The sequence below is a fragment of the Mesorhizobium sp. WSM4832 genome (assembly GCF_055811115.1).
In genome coordinates, this window is record NZ_JBVVQH010000059.1 from 1 (window position 1) to 886 (window position 886).

General features: G+C 62.9%; 1 protein-coding gene. It reads left to right on the forward strand.

Translation table 11 applies throughout. The features are described from left to right. A partial coding sequence (locus AC0L2L_RS33335; protein ID WP_473584020.1) for an efflux RND transporter permease subunit occupies positions 1 to 886 on the forward strand: 886 nt, incomplete at both ends.

The following is an 886-nucleotide window of genomic DNA, read 5'->3' on the forward strand; positions in this document are numbered from 1 at the left end:
AGGCCCGAGGACGTCGCCAACCTGCCGGTCGTGGCCACGCCGAACGCCGTTGTCCAGGCCAAGGACGTCGCCACCATCCGCTCGACCTTCAAGGACGCCGAGACGGTGACCCGGCTCGACGGCAGGCCGGCCATCGCCATCGAGGTGAAGAAGCGCATCGGCGCCAACCTCATCGATACGCTGACCCATGTCAGGGAGGTGTCCGACACCTTCATCAAGACGATGCCCGAAGGCATGCACGTCACCTACACGCAGGACAAGTCGGTCTTCGTCAACCAGCTGCTCGGCGATCTGCAGAACCATGTGTTGATCGCCGTCATCCTGGTGTTCATCGTCATCCTCTATGCACTGTCGGGGCGCGCCTCGCTGCTTATCGGGCTTGCCATTCCATCGTCCTTCCTGATGGGCATCCTGCTGCTTGCCATGATGGGCTACACGATCAACATGATCGTGCTGTTCAGCCTGATCCTGGCGGTCGGCATGCTGGTGGACGACGCCATCATCGTCACCGAATTCGCCGAACGGCGCATGAGCGAAGGCATGCCGAAGGCGGACGCCTTCGCTCTGGCCGCCAAGCGCATGGCCGGTCCGGTCATTGCTGCGACGATGACGCGCATCGCCGCCTTCTCGCCGCTGCTGTTCTGGCCCGGCATCATCGGCGATTTCATGAAGTACATGCCGATCACGCTGATCGTGACGTTGTCGGCCTCGATGCTTTACGCGCTGGTCTTCGCGCCGACGCTGGGCGCGATCTTCGCCAAGGCGCCCAAGCATCACGAGGATGATCATCGCGACGGCTGGTACATGGCCGTGGTCAAGCAGGCGGTGCGTTTCCCGATCACCGTCATCCTGCTCACCGTCGGCCTTCTGGTCGGCGTCGGCTTCG